13 protein-coding genes are annotated in these 16,428 nt (G+C 71.6%); 7 read left to right on the top strand and 6 right to left on the bottom strand.

Going from position 1 to position 16,428, the window contains the following annotated elements; genetic code table 11:
• Nucleotides 1–2: 2 nt before the first annotated feature.
• The 3 genes from ACIA8X_RS18035 to rsmH all read right to left on the bottom strand — a co-directional run bounded on the left by ACIA8X_RS18035 (nt 3) and on the right by rsmH (nt 3,622).
• On the bottom strand, nt 3–1,961 hold the full coding sequence (locus ACIA8X_RS18035) for a peptidoglycan D,D-transpeptidase FtsI family protein (protein ID WP_393442456.1): 1,959 nt from the start codon (nt 1,959–1,961) through the stop codon (nt 3–5).
• 5 nt (nt 1,962–1,966) lie between these two features.
• Nucleotides 1,967–2,566, bottom strand: coding sequence for a hypothetical protein (locus tag ACIA8X_RS18030; RefSeq protein WP_399458662.1), 600 nt, complete (start codon nt 2,564–2,566; stop codon nt 1,967–1,969).
• Between the two features lie 99 nt (nt 2,567–2,665).
• Nucleotides 2,666–3,622: a 16S rRNA (cytosine(1402)-N(4))-methyltransferase RsmH gene (rsmH, locus tag ACIA8X_RS18025; RefSeq protein WP_393442452.1), complete on the bottom strand. Its 957-nt coding sequence runs from the start codon at nt 3,620–3,622 to the stop codon at nt 2,666–2,668.
• 420 nt (nt 3,623–4,042) lie between these two features.
• Between rsmH and ACIA8X_RS18020 the strand changes: the two genes are divergently transcribed.
• The 4 genes from ACIA8X_RS18020 (at nt 4,043) to ACIA8X_RS18005 (ending at nt 9,623) form a co-directional block, all read left to right on the top strand.
• Entirely contained in the window at nt 4,043–4,591 is a 549-nt protein-coding gene (locus ACIA8X_RS18020; RefSeq protein ID WP_393442450.1) for a beta-class carbonic anhydrase, read from the top strand.
• Between the two features lie 237 nt (nt 4,592–4,828).
• Nucleotides 4,829–5,869 carry an AAA family ATPase gene (locus ACIA8X_RS18015; RefSeq protein ID WP_393442448.1) on the top strand — a complete coding sequence of 347 codons (1,041 nt, stop codon included), beginning with the start codon at nt 4,829–4,831 and terminating at the stop codon, nt 5,867–5,869.
• Nucleotides 5,869–7,242, top strand: a complete 1,374-nt coding sequence (locus tag ACIA8X_RS18010) for a DUF58 domain-containing protein (RefSeq protein ID WP_399458661.1) — start codon at nt 5,869–5,871, stop codon at nt 7,240–7,242. The genes ACIA8X_RS18015 and ACIA8X_RS18010 overlap by 1 nt, the downstream gene beginning before the upstream one ends.
• Nucleotides 7,239–9,623, top strand: a complete 2,385-nt coding sequence (locus ACIA8X_RS18005) for a DUF3488 and DUF4129 domain-containing transglutaminase family protein (protein WP_399458660.1) — start codon at nt 7,239–7,241, stop codon at nt 9,621–9,623. Before ACIA8X_RS18010 ends, ACIA8X_RS18005 begins: the two co-directional genes overlap by 4 nt.
• A gap of 331 nt (nt 9,624–9,954) precedes the next feature.
• On the opposite strand, the gene ACIA8X_RS18000 is transcribed toward ACIA8X_RS18005, so the two are convergent.
• From ACIA8X_RS18000 to ACIA8X_RS17990, 3 genes are all read right to left on the bottom strand, one after another.
• Complete coding sequence (locus tag ACIA8X_RS18000; RefSeq protein ID WP_393442442.1) at nt 9,955–10,350, bottom strand: DUF3040 domain-containing protein; 396 nt, start codon at nt 10,348–10,350, stop codon at nt 9,955–9,957.
• Nucleotides 10,351–10,642: 292 nt separating this feature from the next.
• The gene (locus ACIA8X_RS17995) at nt 10,643–11,470 is read right to left on the bottom strand and encodes a class I SAM-dependent methyltransferase (RefSeq protein WP_393442440.1); all 828 of its coding nucleotides are present in this window, start codon (nt 11,468–11,470) and stop codon (nt 10,643–10,645) included.
• Nucleotides 11,471–12,123: 653 nt separating this feature from the next.
• Complete coding sequence (locus ACIA8X_RS17990; RefSeq protein ID WP_393442438.1) at nt 12,124–12,714, bottom strand: SAV_6107 family HEPN domain-containing protein; 591 nt, start codon at nt 12,712–12,714, stop codon at nt 12,124–12,126.
• A 166-nt stretch (nt 12,715–12,880) separates the two neighbouring features.
• Between ACIA8X_RS17990 and ACIA8X_RS17985 the strand changes: the two genes are divergently transcribed.
• The 3 genes from ACIA8X_RS17985 to ACIA8X_RS17975 are packed head-to-tail and all read left to right on the top strand — an operon-like array spanning nt 12,881 to nt 16,336.
• A complete protein-coding gene (locus ACIA8X_RS17985) occupies nt 12,881–13,627 on the top strand; it encodes an ATP-binding cassette domain-containing protein (RefSeq protein ID WP_393442436.1) in 747 nt (248 codons plus the stop codon).
• On the top strand, nt 13,599–15,683 hold the full coding sequence (locus ACIA8X_RS17980; protein ID WP_399458658.1) for a YhgE/Pip family protein: 2,085 nt from the start codon (nt 13,599–13,601) through the stop codon (nt 15,681–15,683). Before ACIA8X_RS17985 ends, ACIA8X_RS17980 begins: the two co-directional genes overlap by 29 nt.
• A 23-nt stretch (nt 15,684–15,706) precedes the next feature.
• Nucleotides 15,707–16,336, top strand: a complete 630-nt coding sequence (locus ACIA8X_RS17975; RefSeq protein WP_393442432.1) for a TetR/AcrR family transcriptional regulator — start codon at nt 15,707–15,709, stop codon at nt 16,334–16,336.
• Nucleotides 16,337–16,428 lie beyond the last annotated feature (92 nt).

The raw sequence follows: 16,428 nt of genomic DNA, 5'->3' as shown, positions 1-16,428 counted from the left end.
GGTCAGTTGTAGGCGACCGGGAGCTTCGCCGGCTTGGCCCCGGTCGGCGGGACCTGGAGGGTCTTCAGCGCGAACTCCATGACCTTCTTGTAGATGGGCCCGCAGATCTGGCCGCCGAAGTAGTTGCCCGCGGTGGCGTTCTGGATCGCGCAGTAGACGGTGACACGGGGCTTGTCGGCTGGCGCGAAGCCGGCGAACGACGATGTGTAGCCGCGGTACCTGCCGGTGGCCGGATCCACGCGGTTCGCCGTACCCGTCTTGCCCGCGACGCGGTAGCCGGGGATGCGCGCCTTGTTGCCGGTGCCCTCCTTGTCGTCCACGACCGACTCCAGCATCTGGGCGAGGGTCCTCGCCGTCTTGGCGCTGATGACCCTGGTCTTCTTGGGCTTCGCGGCGGCGGTGAACTGCCCGTCGGGTCCGGTGGTGCCACGCACCAGCTTGGGCTCGATACGGACGCCGCCGTTGGCGATCGTCGAGTAGACGGAGGCCGCCTGCATCGCGTTGATGGATACACCCTGGCCGAAAGGAATCGTGTACTGCTGCGAGGTCGACCAGGTGCGCGGGGCGGCGAGGATGCCCGGGGTCTCGCCCGGGTAGCCGAGCCCGGTGTAACGGCCGAAGCCGAACTTGCGCAGGTAGTCATAGAGGATCTGGTTGGACCGCTTCTGCGTCTTGCCCAGCTGGCCGGTGGCCAGGATGGTGCCGATGTTGCTGGACTTGGCGAGCACGCCGTTCAGCGTCAGGTACCAGGTCTCGTGGTCGATGTCGTCCTTGAAGAGCCGGTCGCCGCGGTGCAGCCGGTTGGGCACGACGACATGCGTGCCGGGCGTGGCCACCCCCTCCTCCAGTACGGCGGCCATCGAGATGACCTTCGCGGTGGAGCCGGGCTCGTAGGCGTCCTGGACCGCCGCGTTGCCCAGGTTCGCGGCGCTGGCCTCGGAGAGGTTGTTCGGGTCGAAGCCGGGCGAGTTGGCCATCGCGAGGATCTCGCCGGTTTGGGTGTCCTGGACGATCACATAGCCGCGGTCGGCCTTGGACTTCGCCACCTGCTCGCTGATCGCGTTCTGCGCGGCCCACTGGATGTCGCGGTCGATGGTGAGCTCGACGTCGCTGCCGGGCACGGCGGGCGTCTCGGTGGAGCCGACGGTGGGCACCTGACGGCCGCCGGACTGGGCGTAGCGGATCTCGCCGTCCTTGCCGGACAGCTCCTTGTTCAGCTGCTGCTCGACACCGCCGCCGCCCTTGCCGTCGGCGTTGACCCAGCCCAGTATCCCGGCGGCGAGGTCGCCGTTCGGGTACACGCGCTTGCTGCTGGCGACCGAGAGGACGCCCGCGAGGACGTTGACCGTGCTCTTGTCCTGCTCCGACTTGGTGGCCAGCGCGTTCTTCAGGTCCTTGATCTGCTTCCAGACCTGCGGGGTCTGCCGGCTGGCCAGCAGGGTGTAGCGCAGGTTCTTGTTCTCCGGCCGGAGCTTCCTGACGATCGCGGCCTGGTCCTGGTTGAGGATCGGCGCGAGGAGGGCGGCCGCCTGTTCGGGGCCGTCGTCGATCTTCAGCTGCTCGCGGCTGAACAGGGTGGGGTCGGCCGTGATGTCGTACGCGTCCACGCTGGTCGCCAGTGCCACGCCGTCGCGGTCGGTGATGCCCCCGCGCACGGCGGCCAGGGTGTAGCCGACGTACCGGTTCTTCTCGGCCTTGGCGGCGTACGTGCTCGCGTCGACGCCCTGCACCTGGAGCAGCCGTACGACGAAGGCGAGCAGGACGAGGGTCAGGGCCAGGCTGACCATGCGCAGCCGGGGGCGGGGGCTGCCGAGCCGGATGAGGCGGACGGCCCCGGCGCGGGGCGGTGCCGGGCGGCGGGCCGGGCGGGCGCCGGAGCCCGGGCGCCGCTGGGCGCCGCCGGAACGGGCGGGCTTCGCGGGTCCGGGCACGCGACGGCGCGGCGCTTCCCTGTCGGACACTTCCGTCACCTGCCGGGGGTCGGATACGCGGACAACTGGGGGGACTGGACGAACGGGTTGGTCTGCTGCGTCGGGGGCACGTACTGCGGCGTGGCGGGCGGGGCCTCGGGGGACGCGTACGAGGGCGTGGTGGGGGTGGCCCCGGGGAGAGGCGTCGCGTCGGCCGCCGGGGGCACCGTGGGCTCGCTGACGAGGGGCTCGGGGGCCAGCACGAGAGGCATGTACGCGGAGGTCTGGCCGGCGGGCGCGGGGCTGGGGACGCCCTTCACCGTGCCGTCGGGGTCGAGGAAGGCGGGGTCGCCACCGGGGACCATGCCGAGTTCGTTGGCGCGGCGTTGGAGGGCGTCGGGGGCGGAGTAGGCGTCGATGTCGCGCTGGAGGGACTGCTCCTCGTCGGTGAGGGCCTTCGTCTCCTTCTTCAGGTCGTCGAGCCTGAACGCGCCTTCGCTGAGCGCGGAGTTCAGCACGAGGAGCCCGATGAGGCCGCCGCCGAGGAGGAGGACGACCAGGAGGACGAAGGGGGTGCGGGCGGCCCGCGCGCGCCCTGCGGGAATGAGGCGCGCCAGCCGGGCGGCACGCCCCCTCAGTTCGGGTTTCCTAGTCACTCACCCTCCCCCGAGTCCGGTTCTCCCACTGGTGGGTTTGAATCCTGAACTCACCGGTTTGAATCCTGGACCCGGACGCCCACCCCTGCCTCACCCACATCATTCGATGGACTCCCTGATGCGCTCGGCACCGCGCAGGCGCGCAGGTGCCGCGCGCCGGTTCTCGGCGACCTCTTCCTCGGTGGGAAGTTCGGCACCGCGCGTCAGCAGCTTGAGCCGGGGCTGGTAGCGCTCGGGGACGACGGGCAGCCCGGGCGGGGCGGTGGTGGCGGCGCCGGCCGCGAACACCTGCTTGACCAGCCGGTCCTCCAGCGAGTGGTACGACAGGACGGCGATCCGCCCGCCGACGTCCAGGGCCTGCACGGCGGCCGGGATCGCCCGCTCCAGGACGGAGAGCTCGCCGTTGACCTCGATGCGCAGCGCCTGGAAGGTGCGCTTGGCCGGATTGCCGCCGGTGCGCTTGGCGGCCTGCGGCAGGGCGTCCCGGATCAGCTCGACGAGCCGCGCGCTGTTGCTGAACGGCTCCTTGTCCCGCTCGCGCACGATCGCGCCCACGATCCGCTTGGCCTGCTTCTCCTCGCCGTACGCGCGCAGGATCCGGACCAGCTCACCGGGCGGGTAGGTGTTGAGGACCTCGGCGGCGCTGACGCCGGTCGTCTGGTCCATGCGCATGTCGAGGGGGGCGTCCTGGGCGTACGCGAAGCCGCGGTCGGCCTCGTCGAGCTGCATGGAGGAGACGCCGAGGTCGAACAGGACGCCCTGCACGCGCGCGATGCCGAGCCTTTCCAGGACGTCCGGGAGTTCGTCGTAGACGGCGTGCACGAGGTCGGCGCGCTCGCCGTAGGGCTCGAGCCGCTCGCCGGACAGGCGCAGGGCCTCCTTGTCGCGGTCGAGGGCGACGAGCCGGGCCTCGGGGAACTGCTGCAGGAGCGCCTCGCTGTGGCCGCCGAGGCCGAGCGTGCAGTCGACGACCACCGCTCCGGGCCGCTCAAGGGCGGGGGCCAACAGGTCCAGGCACCGCTGGAGCATCACCGGGACATGTCGACTCTGGCTCAAGGGGCCCTCTCAGATCCGACGGGCGCACACGCACCGCCGGGTCCCCGCCCGCTCGTGAAGGGGAGGCCTGCCGGCGCCGAGAGCGTCAGCCGACCGGGAGCGGGAGGAGGCCGAGCCGTACGTACGCGCCGCGCACGCGGGGAGATCTCCGGAAAATCGCCGGGGTCTCCGGGGAAAACAGTCCAGCAGGGAGAGCCGCCCCTCCCGCTTCGCGTCACTTTAGTCCACCGTGTCGCGCGGTCAATCAACCGGCCTGCGCGTCGCCGATTCGGGTTCGGACGAAGCCGCGAGGTGCGCGAAATCGCTCGTATGGGCGCACTCACGCCACCCCTGTGGGTTAGCTCACAACAAGGCATGATGGCGTTCTTTGTCCCCTCTCACAACGGGACCGTTTCGGCCGTGACCAGTACCGTCATGGGTATGACGACTTCTGCATCGGTTCCCGCTGGTCCGGAGAGTGCGATAGCCCATCGCGGCACGGTCACCGACCGTCTCGTCGAGGCGAACGAGAGCTACGCAGCCGCGTTCACCGACCCCGGCATGGACGCCCGCCCCGTGCTGCACGTCGCCGTCGTCGCCTGCATGGACGCCCGTCTCGACCTGCACGCGGCGCTCGGTCTGGAACTCGGCGACTGCCACACGATCCGCAACGCGGGCGGCGTCGTCACCGATGACGTGATCCGCTCGCTCACCATCAGCCAGCGCAAGCTGGGCACCCGCAGCATCGTCCTGATCCACCACACCGGCTGCGGCCTGGAGGCGATCACCGAGGACTTCCGCACCGACCTGGAGATGGAGGTCGGCCAGCGCCCCGCCTGGGCGGTGGAGGCCTTCCGGGACGTCGACCAGGACGTACGGCAGTCGATGCAACGCGTGCGCACCTCGCCGTTCCTGCTGCACACCAACGACGTGCGGGGCTTCGTCTTCGACGTGAAGACGGGTCTGCTGCGCGAGATCGACCCCGCGTGACCAGCCGCCGCACCTGTCGTTTCGCTGTCAATTCAGGCTAGGGCGTGCCCAAAAGGCCGTAAGACCCGACATATCGCAGGCAGTTGTCCACAGGCGAGTGACACGAATCGGTAACGGCAGCAAGAATGCGGGTGTGGCAACACGCGGAACGTTTCATGCGTGGTGTCCGTGTTCCAGGGGTGGGCCGGTCCGCGTCGTAGAGCGTCGGCCCGGAAAGAACGGGCCGAGGAGGGCCGGGTGACGACCTATGACGATCGAGCGAGCCTCACTGATCTGACCGCCACTGTGGAGCGTGTCCGCAGTTCGGTGGAAGGAGTGATCGAGGGCAAGCCCGAGGTCGTACGGCTTTCGCTGACCGTGCTGCTCGCCGAGGGACATCTTCTGATCGAGGATGTTCCCGGCGTGGGCAAGACGATGCTGGCCAAGGCGCTGGCGCGGTCCATCGACTGTTCGGTACGGCGTATCCAGTTCACGCCGGACCTGCTGCCGTCCGACATCACGGGTGTGTCCATCTGGGACCAGCAGCGCAAGGACTTCGAGTTCAAACCAGGCGCGATCTTCGCCCAGATCGTGATCGGCGACGAGATCAACCGCGCCTCACCGAAGACGCAGTCCGCGCTTCTGGAGTCCATGGAGGAGCGTCAGGTCACGATCGACGGGACGACCTACGAGCTGCCGAGCCCCTTCATGGTGGTGGCCACGCAGAACCCGGTCGAGATGGAGGGCACCTACCCGCTGCCCGAGGCCCAGCGCGACCGCTTCATGGCCCGTGTCTCCGTCGGCTACCCCAGCGTGGAGGCCGAGCTGCAGATGCTGGACGTGCACGGCGGTGTCTCACCGCTGGAGGACCTGCAGCCGGTGGCGCACGCGCACGACATCGTGAAGCTGATCGACGCCGTGCGCGGTGTGCATGTCGCCGAGCCGGTCCGCCGGTACGCGGTGGAGCTGGTCGCCGCCACGCGCACCCACCCCGACCTCAGACTCGGTGCGTCCCCGCGCGCGACGCTGCACCTGCTGCGCGCGGCGAAGGCGTCCGCGGCCCTCAGCGGCCGGGAGTACGCGCTGCCGGACGACGTGCAGGCCCTCGCCGTGGCCGTCCTGGCCCACCGCCTGCTGCCCACCGCGCAGGCCCAGCTGAACCGCCGTACGTCCGAGCAGGTCGTCCAGGAGATCCTGCAGCGCACGCCGGTGCCCGCCGCGCCCCAGCAGCAGAGCGGCTTCGGCGGTCTGGGCCGCGGCACTCCGGGATACGGCCAGCAGCCACCGCGGAGGCTGTGATGACCTCCGGCAGTACCGGCCAGGCCGAGGCGGACCGCGACGAGCAGAGCGGGATCCGAACGGCACTGGCCGGTCTGACCACGCGCGGCCGCTCCTTCCTGGCCGCCGGCATCGCGGCCGCGATCTGCTCCTACGTCCTCGGCCAGAGCGACCTGCTGCGCGTCGGGCTGCTGCTCGCCGTGCTGCCGCTGGTCTGCGCGACCGTGCTGTACCGCACCCGCTACCGGGTCGCGGGCAGCCGCCGGCTCTCCCCCGCGCGCGTGCCCGCGGGCAGCGAGGCCCGCGTCCATCTGCGGATGGACAACGTCTCCCGGCTGCCCACGGGCCTGCTGATGCTCCAGGACCGGGTGCCGTACGTCCTCGGGCCGCGCCCCCGCTTCGTGCTGGACCGGGTGGAGCCGGGCGGCCGCCGTGAGGTGTCCTACCGGGTCCGCTCCGACCTGCGCGGCCGCTATCCGCTGGGCCCGCTCCAGCTGCGCCTGAGCGACCCGTTCGGCATGTGCGAGCTGACCCGGTCCTTCTCGACGTACGACACCCTGACGGTCATCCCGCGCGTGGAACCGCTGCCGCCGGTCCGCTTCAGCGGGGAGGCGAAGGGGTACGGCGACGGTCGGCTGCGCTCGCTCGCGCTGGCCGGCGAGGACGACGTGATTCCGCGCGGGTACCGCTACGGCGACGACCTGCGCCGCGTGCACTGGCGCTCCACCGCACGCTACGGCGAGCTGATGGTGCGCCGCGAGGAGCAGCCGCAGCGGGCCCGCTGCACGGTGCTGCTGGACACCCGCGGCCCGGCCTTCCGGGGCGCGGGCCCCGACTCGGCCTTCGAGTGGGCCGTCTCGGGCACGGCGTCCGTGCTGGTCCACATGCTGGAGCGGGGCTTCTCCGTACGACTGCTGACCGACACCGGCGACTCGGTGCCCGGCGAGGGCGCCGACGGGTTCGCGGGCGCCAGCCAGGAGTCGGCGGACGCGGCCGGGCTGATGATGGACACCCTCGCGGTGATCGACCACTCCGACGGTACGGGGCTGTCGCGGGCGTACGACCTGCTGCGCGGCGGCAACGAGGGGCTGCTGGTCGCCTTCTTCGGCGACCTCGACGAGGAGCAGGCGGCGGTGGCCGCCAAGATGCGGCAGCGCAGCGGGGGCGCGGTGGCCTTCGTGCTGGACAGCGGGGCCTGGGTGCGGGAACCGACCGATGTGCCCGGCGCGTTGGACAGGGGCGAGGAGCGGCTGCGGATGCTGCGGGAGGCGGGCTGGACGGCCCTGAGCGTGCCGCGGGGCGCTTCGCTGAACGAGCTGTGGCGCCAGGCGGACCGAGCGCGTACGGACGCCGCCGCGACCAGCGGTGCGTGGGGCGAGGGGGGACGGGCATGAGCGGGCGGACACGGATGGCGCTGAGCGCCGCGGCGGCCACACTGCTGGCGTCGTGCGCCCTGCTGCCCCTGGTCTCCCCGATCAGCTGGCTCATCCAGGCGATCTTCCTGCTGGCGATCCAGACCGGCGTGGGCATGGCGACCCGGCGGGTGCCCCTGGCGCGGCCCCTCACGGTGGCGGCGCAGGCCCTCGTCGCGCTGATGCTGCTGACCCTGACCTTCGCCAACCAGCAGGCGATCCTCGGAGTGATCCCCGGTCCGGAGGCCTTCGGTCACTTCGCCGACCTGTTGCGGGCCGGCGCGGACGACGTCAGCCGGTACTCGATCCCGGCGCCGTTGTCCGACGGCATCCGGCTGATGCTCATCGGTGGTGTCCTGATCATCGGCCTGGCGGTGGACATCCTCGCGGTGACCTTCCGCAGCGCCGCCCCGGCCGGGCTGCCGCTGCTGGCGCTGTACTCCGTGGCCGCGGGGCTGTCCGACGGCGCCGGGGGCTGGCTGTGGTTCCTGGCCGCCGCCGCGGGCTATCTGATGCTGCTGCTGGCCGAGGGACGCGACCGGCTCTCGCAGTGGGGCCGGGTCTTCGGCGGGGCACCCCGGATGCCGGGCGGGGAACCGAGCGACGCGGTGGCGCCGGTCCGCACCGGACGGCGCATCGGCATGGTCGCGCTGGGCATCGCCCTGGTGGTGCCGCTCGCCCTGCCCGCCATGAACGGCGGCCTGCTGGAAGCGGCCGGGGCGGGCGTGGGCTCGGGCAGCGGGGGCGGGGGCACGATCTCCGCGGTGAACCCCCTGGTGTCGCTGCGCGACAGCCTGAACGTGGACGAGGACCGCGAGGTCCTGTCCCTGAAGACCAACACGGACGATCTGTCGAACCTGTACCTGCGGATCGTCTCCCTGGACGACTTCGACGGCACCACCTGGCAGCCGTCGAAGCGCAGCATCCAGTCCGTGCCGGGCGAGTTCCCCACGCCCATCGGCCTCGGCCCCGACGTCCGGCGCGCGGAGATCGAGACGACGATCTCGGCCGCGGACTGGTACGCCCAAAACTGGCTGCCGATGCCGTATCCGCCGAGCGGCGTGGACATCAACGGCAACTGGCGGTACGAGCCGCTGGGCATGACGGTCGTCGGCGACCGGCGCCAGACCACACGCGGGGCGACGTACACCGTGCGCAGCCTCGATGTGCAGCCGACGGCGGAGCAGCTGGCGAACGCCGGGGAGCCGCCCGCCGCGCTGCAGCGCGAGTTCACCGAGCTGCCCGACTCGCTGCCCGCGGTGGTCGCCAAGACCGCGCGCCAGGTCACCGAAGGCGCGACCAGCCATTACGAGCAGGCGGTCAAGCTGCAGGAGTACTTCGCCGTGACGGGCGGCTTCCAGTACGACACCAACGTCAAGGTCGGCAGCGGCCGGCAGGCGATCGCCCGCTTCCTGAAGGACAAGCAGGGCTTCTGCGTCCACTTCTCCTTCGCGATGGCGGCGATGGCCCGCTCGCTGGACATACCGGCCCGGGTCGCGGTGGGCTTCGCGCCCGGAACCCCGCAGGGCGCCAGCTCGGTCTCGGTGGGGCTGAAGGACGCGCACGCCTGGCCCGAGCTGTACTTCGAGGGCGTGGGCTGGACCCGCTTCGAGCCGACGCCGACCCGCGGATCGGTTCCGTCGTACACGGTGTCGGACACGCCCGGCTCCACGCTGCCGGACGTGACACGACCCTCGCAGTCGGCCAGCACGGGGCCCTCCGCCTCGCCGTCGACGAGCGAGAGCTGCGCCGGCCAGAACCCGCAGCTGTGCGCCAGCGAGTCCCCGGAGGCGGCGGTGGCCGTCGGCGGTGACGGCCCGAGGTGGTACGTCGTCCTCGCGTGGGTGCTGGGTGGGGCGGCGGTACTGCTCATCCCGTTGGCACCCATGCTGTGGCGGTTGCGAACACGGGCGGTGCGGCTGGGAGGGCACGGCCGCACGGAGGCGGACATAGCGCCGCACACACTGGCGGTCTGGCAGGAACTAACAGACACGGCCTGGGACTTCGGCATCCCACCCGACGAATCCCAGACCCCCCGCAAGAGCGCCGCCCGCATCGTCCGTCTGGGCCATCTCGACCCAACGGCCGCGGCCTCGGTCCATCGGGTCGCCGACGCGGTGGAACAGGTCCTCTACGCCCCCACTCCCCGCCCCGTGGCCGGCCTCGCGGAGGACGTCCGTCGCGTGCTGTCCGACCTCGAGTCCAAGGCCGGCTGGACGACAAGCCTGCGCGCCCGGCTGGCCCCGCGCTCCAGCGTGCGGGTGATCTGGGCCCTGTCGGACTGGTGGCTCAGCGTGAAGCGACGCGCCGCCGCGGCTCGACCGACGTGGCGAAGGCCGTCGACGCCCGGGCAGCGAGGGTGAGGGCTCGCTGCGGGCGGGGGGCTTGAGCTTGAGGGCGTTGAGGGCGGGCCCTGGGCGAGAGTAGCTGGAGTAGCTCCCGCGGGGTGCCGGACGGCAGGGCAGAGGGGCGAGGGCACCCGGCAGGGCGAGGGCACCCGGCGCGGGCGTGCGCGGGTCTGAGGGATGGCCCACTCGCTCGGGCCTCGGCCTCGGACGAGGTGGAGGAATTGGCCGAGTCCGTTCGCTCGGAACGCCCGCCGCCCGGGGCAGTCAGGGGGGCGGGCATACATCAGGGGGTGACCACCCGTCCGGTGGTCACCCCCTGATGTATGCCCAGGAGCCGCTCGTAGAGCTAATGGCCGCCCTGTTCGTCTCGGCGGCGCTGCCAGCGTTCTTCGATGCGGTCCATCATGGAACGCTTCTGACGTGACTGACGCCGGGCCTGCTGGCCACCGGCAGCGGGCTGCTCGCCCGGCTTGGGGGCCTTGCGCCAACCGGTCACAGCGAGAACCGCGCAGCCCAGCATGACGAGGAAGCCCACCACACTGAGCCAGACCTGCTTGGCGACCATTCCAGCCATGAGGAGCGCGATACCCACGAGGAAGCCCGCGACCGCCTGGTAGACCCGTCGCCGGGTGTACGTGCGCAGCCCGCTTCCCTCAAGCGCTGTCGCGAACTTGGGATCTTCGGCGTACAGCGCTCGCTCCATCTGCTCGAGCATTCGCTGCTCGTGCTCCGAGAGCGGCACGGAGTCCTCCTCATCGTGCAGTCGCCGGGGCGACCCGGGGGGTCCCTTCAGGATAGGCAGGGAATCGCCCCCGTGAAACCCGCCCCTCTACGCCAATTGGCCAACCGGGCTCCGGCATGGACATCCCGGCTTGCTGAGATCTTCATTCCCCAGCAGCCGATCCGTCATGCCGGAACGGTCTCCCTCGATCATACGGCGACGAGCGCCCGATCGGGGGGCCTGTGGCGTACTCCATGTGCAGCCAAGTCCCTGATCAAGGCGCACACCTGCGGTCCGCTCACCCGTGGGCGGCTCAGGTCCCCGCGGTCTCCCGCGTCTCACCGAGCACATGGAGCTGCGTGGCCACCGAGTGGAAGGCGGGCAGCTCGGCCGCCGCCTCCTCCAGCTTCAGCAGCGCCTCCAGCGCCCCGGGCTCGGTGTCCACCAGCACTCCCGGGACCAGGTCGGCGAAGACCCGCACCCCGTGCACCGCACCGACCCGGAGGCCGGCCCCCTCGACCAGCGCGGTGAGCTGCTCGGTGGTGAACCGGCGCGGCACCGGGTCGCCCTGCCCCCAGCGGCCGTCCGGGTCCTCCAGGGCCTGCTTGGCCTCCGTGAAGTGACCCGCGAGGGCGCGTGCCAGCACCGCGCCGCCCAGGCCGGCGGCGAGCAGGCTGAGCACACCCTCGGCGCGCAGGGCGGCGACCGCGTTGCGGACGCCCTCGGCGGGGTCGTCGACGTACTCCAGGACGCCATGGCACAGCACGACGTCGTACCCGCCACGCTCGACCACGTCGAAGAGGCCGTGGGCGTCGCCCTGGACGCCCTGCACCCGGTCGGCGACGTCGGCCTCGGCGGCCCGGCGCTCCAGGGCGAAGAGCGCGTTCGGGCTGGGGTCCACGACGGTGACGCGGTGGCCGAGGCGGGCGAGCGGCACGGCGAATTTGCCGCTGCCGCCGCCCGTGTCGAGGACGTCCAGCGCCTGACGCCCCGTGGCCTTGACCCGGCGGTCCAGGGCGTCCTGGAGGACCTCCCAGACCACGGCGGTACGGAGGGAGGCGCGGGGACGAGAGGGGTCGGAGCGCAGCGACGCCGTTTGCGGGTGGTGATGGGAGACGGGCGGGCGCATCGGGTCCGACACGGCAGTTGACTCCTCGGCACGGGCGCCGCCACTTGCACGGCGGAGCGAACGGGCTGCCTCCCCGGCGCCCGGGTCACGGAAGCGGGAAGGCTTCAGGCGCCCTCCACCCTATTGCCTACGGCACCCCACCCGGCCCGCACGTGTCCCGCGACGCGGCCTGTCCCGCCTGGAGGACGGCAGGACCGGCAGGACCGGCAGAGGGCGGTTCGCTTACGGCGAGCGGGGGGGCACAGGGCCTCGGTCCGCTCACAGCGAGCGGAAGGGCTAAGGGCCTCGACTCGCTCACGGTGAGCGGACAGGACCGACGGCTCGATCCGCTCACGGCGAACGGGAGGACGTAGGGCCTGGGTGCGCTCGCCGCAAGCGGAAGGATGAAGGGCTTCGACTCGCGCACTGCGAGCAGCAGGACGAATGCCTCGGCTCGCTCACGGCGACGCGGCAGAACCGACGGCCTCGATCCACTCACGGCAAGCGGAAGGGCTAAGGGCCTCGACTCGCTCACGATGAGCGGACAGGACCGACGGCCTCGGCGCGCTCACGGACACGGCGCCGGGACGCATGGCCGGATATGGGCGGCAGACACGAACGGCGGCCAGGTCCGACCGCCGGCCAGAGGCATCGGGCGGACCCCAGCCCCGCGCCGCCGCCCCCTGTCACCCCGCGTTCGGCATGTCCTCCCGCCCACGTCTCGAACCGCCCTCGCCAGCCCCGCCCCCCTCATCCTCCCCGTCCACGTCCGATCGCGGCTGCGGCAGGACCGGCTGGAGCACCAGCATCCGTTCGACGAGGCGCAGGAACATCGCCACGTCGCGTATCAGGTCGTCGGCGTCCCGGCGGCTGGCCGCGCCCTGGATGCCCGCCTCGGCCCGGGCGCGGCGCCGGGCGCCGGAGGCGAACAGCGCGCTCCATTCGGCGAGTTCGGGCGCTATCTCGGGGAGCACTTCCCAAGCGCTCCTGATCCGGGCGCGGCGCCTGGTCACAGGCTCCGGGCGCCCCCGCGCGGCGAGTACGGCGGCTGCGGTGCGCAGGGCCGCGAGATGGGCCGTGGCATAGCGCTCGTTCGGCGTTTCCAGAACGGCGGCCTCGTCCAGTCCGGCACGGGCCTGGGCGAGCAGCTCGAGGGCGGCGGGTGGGGCCGTGGCCCGGCGGAGCACGGGGTGCACGTCGCTCGCCGGGCCGGTCAGTGAGGGGGCAGGGCCGGTGGCGCGGCGCCGGCGGGCGGCGGCTGCGTGGTAGCTGGCCATGACGAACCTCCTGTCGTCTGTGTGACGGCATGCCCGATACGGGATGCCGTATGTGCCCATCGTGAGGTATGCCACTGACAATCCGTTCTGACCTGCGCCTTTGCTTCGATCGAGAGTTCGGGCTAACTTTTGCACTGACCAGTCAGTTCAAAAAGAGGGGGCAGGGATGGGGGGAACCGTGACCGGAGTCGGCGTCACGGCCCAGGGCCTCGGGCTCGAAGGGCCCCGCGGATGGGCGTTCCGCGGGGTCTCCTTCGAGGCCGGGCCCGGCTCGCTGATCACGATCGAAGGGCCGTCAGGCAGTGGCCGTACGTGCCTGCTGCTCGCGCTCACCGGGCGGATGAAGCCCACCGAGGGAACCGCCGACATCGGCGGGACCGCGCTGCCCAAGCGCATGGCGGCGGTACGGCGCGTCAGCGCCCTGGCCCATGTCCCGGGTGTGACCGACCTGGAGCCGGCCCTGACCGTCGCCGAGCATCTCCACGAACGGGCGCTGCTGCAGCGGCGGTTCGGCGACTCGTTGCGCGGGCTGCTGCGGCCACGTGCCGAGCGGAAGAGCGAGCAGCGGGTGCGGATCGACACCGCGCTCACGGCCGCGGGCCTCGACCTGGAGACCCTGCCCAAGGGCTCGCGTACGGCCGTAAGGGATCTGGAGCGTCCGGAGGCGCTGCGGCTGTCCATCGCGCTGGCCCTGCTCGCGCGCCCGCGCCTGCTCGGCGTGGACGACACCGACCTCAAGCTCTCGGACGCCGAACGGGCCCAGGTCTGGGCGCTGTTGAGGTCGATCGCCGAGGCCGGGACGACGGTCGTGGCGGTGTGCAGCGAGGCTCCCGACGGCACGGTCAAGGCGACCACCCACGCAACGGACGGAAAGGAGGCCGCCGATGCGCTCGCCGAGGCTGGCCGCGCTTGAGCTCCGGCGCTTCGGACGGGGGAAGCTGCCGCGTGCCGCCCTGGTCGCGCTGCTGGTGCTGCCCCTGCTCTACGGCGCCCTGTACCTGTGGTCGTTCTGGGACCCGTACGGCCGTCTCGACCGCATCCCCGTGGCCCTCGTGAACGACGACAAGGGGGCGGCCGTCGAGGGGAAGAAGCTCACGGCCGGCGACGACATCACCGAAGGGCTGCGGGAGAGCGACGTCTTCGACTGGCACGAGGTGAGTGCCGCCGAGGCCGAGAAGGGTGTCGAGAACGGCACCTACTACCTGTCGCTGAGCATGCCGGCCGACTTCAGTGAGCGGATCGCGTCCAGCGCGGGCGACTCGCCGGAGACGGGCGCCCTTCAGGTACGTACGAACGACGCGAACAACTACATCGTCGGGCAGATCTCGCGGACGGTCTTCAGCGAGGTGCGCGAGGCGGCGTCGACCAAGGCGTCGCGGTCGTTCCTGGACCGGATCTTCGTGTCGTTCTCCGACATCCACGGCGCGACGGTGAAGGCCGCTGACGGCGCCGACCAGCTCGAAGGCGGCATCGGCGAGGCGGAGAAGGGCTCCAAGGACCTCGCCGACGGGCTGACGGACGCCAAGGAGGGAAGTGTCGAGCTGTCGACGGGCCTGACCACGCTCAACCAACGCGCGGGCGACCTGGCGGACGGCTTCCGGCGGGTCGCGCAGGGCACGCAGACGCTGGCCGACAGGGTCAACGGCGTGGAGCGGAAGGTCGGTCCGTTCCTTGCGGACAACGAGAAGACCATCGAGGACTCCGCTCAGTTGGTCGCCGACGGGTCGGGGGCGATCCGGAACAACCTCGACGACCTCGTGGAGCGGGCACCGGGCGCCGCCAAGGGGGCCCATACGGCTTCCGACGCCCTGGACGCCATCTACAAGGTGCGCTGCGAGGACGCCGTACTGCCCGACCCGGCCTGCTCCGACCTGAAGAAGGCGAGGCAGTCGGCCGCGGACGTGGCGATGATCGCCGACGACCTCAACACGCTGATCGCCGACCAGGACGGCGATCTGAAGAGGCTCGACCAGCATCTCGCGACCCTCCAGAAGCAGTCCCAGGCCCTGGCCGACCGCGCGCCCCGCCTCTCCGAGGACCTCGACGACGCCGTCAGCAGGATCAACCAGCTGAACGACGGGGCCGCCAAGGCCGCCGCGGGCGCCAAGGCGCTGCACGCGGGGATCGGCTCGGCCAAGACCGGCGCGGTGGATCTGGACTCCGGCGTAGGCGATCTGAAGACGGGCGCGTACGACCTCAACGGCGGCATCTACCAGCTCGTCGACGGCTCCGGGAAGCTCTCCGACGGGCTGCACGACGGCGCGAAGCAGATCCCCGACTACGACAAGCAAGCTCGCGACCAGCGCACCGAGATCATGGCCGACCCGGTTCAGCTCGTCTCCCGGGACATGCACAAGGCGCCCAACTACGGCACCGGTTTCGCGCCGTACTTCATCCCGCTGTCCCTGTGGGTGGGCGCGATGGTGGCGTACATGCTGATCTCGCCGATGAACCGGCGCGCGCTCGCCGCGGGTGCCTCGGCCTGGCGGATCGCGCTGGCCGGCTGGCTGCCCGTGGTGGCGATCGGGGTGCTGCAGACGGTCGCACTGATGTCGGTGCTGCACTGGGCGGTCGGGCTCCAGATGGCGCGGGCGGCCGGGACCGTGGGCTTCCTGTTCCTGGTGACGGCGTGCTTCGCGGCGATCGTGCAGTGGCTGAACGCACGCTTCGGAGCGGCGGGCCGGATCCTCGTACTGGCCCTGCTGATGCTGCAGTTGACGTCGGCGGGCGGCACCTACCCGGTGCAGACCAGCCCGGGCTTCTTCAACGCGCTGCACCCCTTCCTGCCGATGAGCTACGTCGTGGAGGCGCTCAGGAGGCTCATCACGGGCGGCGATCTGGTTCCGGTGTGGCACGCGTGCGTGGTGCTCATCGCCTTCACCGCGGGCGCCGTCGCACTGACCGCGCTGTCGGCCCGTCGCCGGCAGGTGTGGACGCTCGACCGGCTGCACCCGGAGCTGAGCCTGTGACCGCGCGCGGGACAATCAGTGCCATGGAAAGCAGCAGCGCCCCGTCGGGCGGCAGCACGCGCCGCGAGGCCACCCGGCAGAAGCTCTACGAGGCGGCCGTCACGCTCATCGCCGAACAGGGCTTCTCCGCCACCACGGTGGACGAGATCGCCGAACGGGCCGGGGTGGCGAAGGGCACGGTCTACTACAACTTCGCGAGCAAGTCCGTCCTCTTCGAGGAGCTGCTGCGGCACGGGGTCGAACTCCTCACCGCCTCCCTGCGGGAGGCGGCGGAGCAGACCGCCCGGGACGGCGGCAGCAAGGTGGACGCACTGGACGCGATGATCCGCGCGGGGCTGGTCTTCATCGACCGCTATCCGTCCTTCACCCAGCTGTACGTCGCCGAGCTGTGGCGGACGAACCGGGCCTGGCAGTCCACCCTGATGGTGGTCCGGCAGCAGGCCGTGGCGGTCGTCGAGGGCGTGCTGCGCGAGGGCGTCGAGAAGGGCGAGTTCAGCGAGGAGATCGACGTCCCGCTGACCGCCTCCGCACTGGTCGGCATGGTCCTGGTGGCCGCCCTTGACTGGAAGTCCTTCCAGCCGGAGCGCTCCCTGGACGACGTGCACGCGGCGCTGTCCCGGCTGCTGCAGGGCCGGGTGAGCGGGCGCGGCTAAGCGGCCGGGCGCACATGCGAAAGCGCCGGTCCGCAGTGGCCGCGTCCCCCGCGGGCCACTGTCGAACCGGCGCCTTCTCCTGCTCCCCCGTA

It is taken from the genome of Streptomyces sp. NPDC051738, from assembly GCF_044453205.1.
GTDB lineage: Bacteria > Actinomycetota > Actinomycetes > Streptomycetales > Streptomycetaceae > Streptomyces.
The sequence above is the reverse complement of the archived record's forward strand: the minus strand, read 5'-3'. Positions and strand labels throughout refer to the sequence as shown.